Annotated in this window: 1 protein-coding gene; it reads right to left on the bottom strand. The window is 67.9% G+C overall.

Features of this window, described 5'->3' with window-relative positions:
* Positions 1 to 565: 565 nt before the first annotated feature.
* Positions 566 to 870, bottom strand: a 305-nt coding sequence (locus tag ACFU7Z_RS38720) for a hypothetical protein (protein WP_380782846.1), incomplete at its 5' end; no start/stop codon positions are given.

The raw sequence follows: 870 nt of genomic DNA, 5'->3' as shown, positions 1-870 counted from the left end.
CCTGGCGCTTCCGCCACCAAACCCGCACCTTCGACCTCACCAACTACCAAACCACCACCCACACCAACCACACCCCCAACCCCTAACCCACCACCACCCCCGCACACCCGCGCACCCGCCCGCACACCCGCGCACCCACAGCCGCGCACCCGCCGACGACGCGCCCACGGCCACAGCCCGCCCGAACAAGGACGAGGACACGCGGACAGGGACACAGGACAGAGACAACCGGCACCGGGAACAAGAACAACGGGCAAGGGGACAAGGGGACAACGGACAGGCCGGCCCACACCACGGACCGGCCACCCACCCCACAACAACACACAGCCCACGGCACGGGCACCGGGCACCGGGCAGCGGCAAAAGCCAGCCCGGCCAGGACCAACGAAGCCAACGCGGCGAGACCCGAAGACCGGCAGGAACACCCAACACCGCCGGCACGGCAAGACCGAGAAGGCCGATGCGCTCGGAACGACGGGACCGGCAGGAACCACCAGCGACACCCGCAAAGCCAGGACGCCAGGACCAGTACCGACAGCAGGAACGGCCGGCAAGGCCACGACGATCAGATCAACAGGGCACCGGCCGCCAGAACCCGAAGACCAGCACGGCCCGAACCGACGAAGCCGGTCCACTGGCAACAACGACGCCAGTAGAAGCAGTCGGCAGAAGCAACCGGTACGACCACCGCGGTGAAACCGGCAGAAGCGGCCCGTGCAGCGAGAACGCCAGGACCGGCAGGAACAGCCAGTACAGCCAGTACAGCCAGCTGAAGCACAACAGCAACAAAGCCGGCCCCCGCCACCACAACCAGTACCACCAGCAAACAGGCAGCGCCGGAACGACCGGGCCAGCAGAGCCACCCGGGCA

Origin of the sequence: Kitasatospora sp. NPDC057518 (assembly GCF_042802075.1) — a bacterium.
Taxonomy (GTDB): Bacteria; Actinomycetota; Actinomycetes; order Streptomycetales; family Streptomycetaceae; genus Kitasatospora.
Note: the sequence above shows the minus strand (reverse complement) of the source record. Positions and strands in the feature narration are given on the sequence as shown.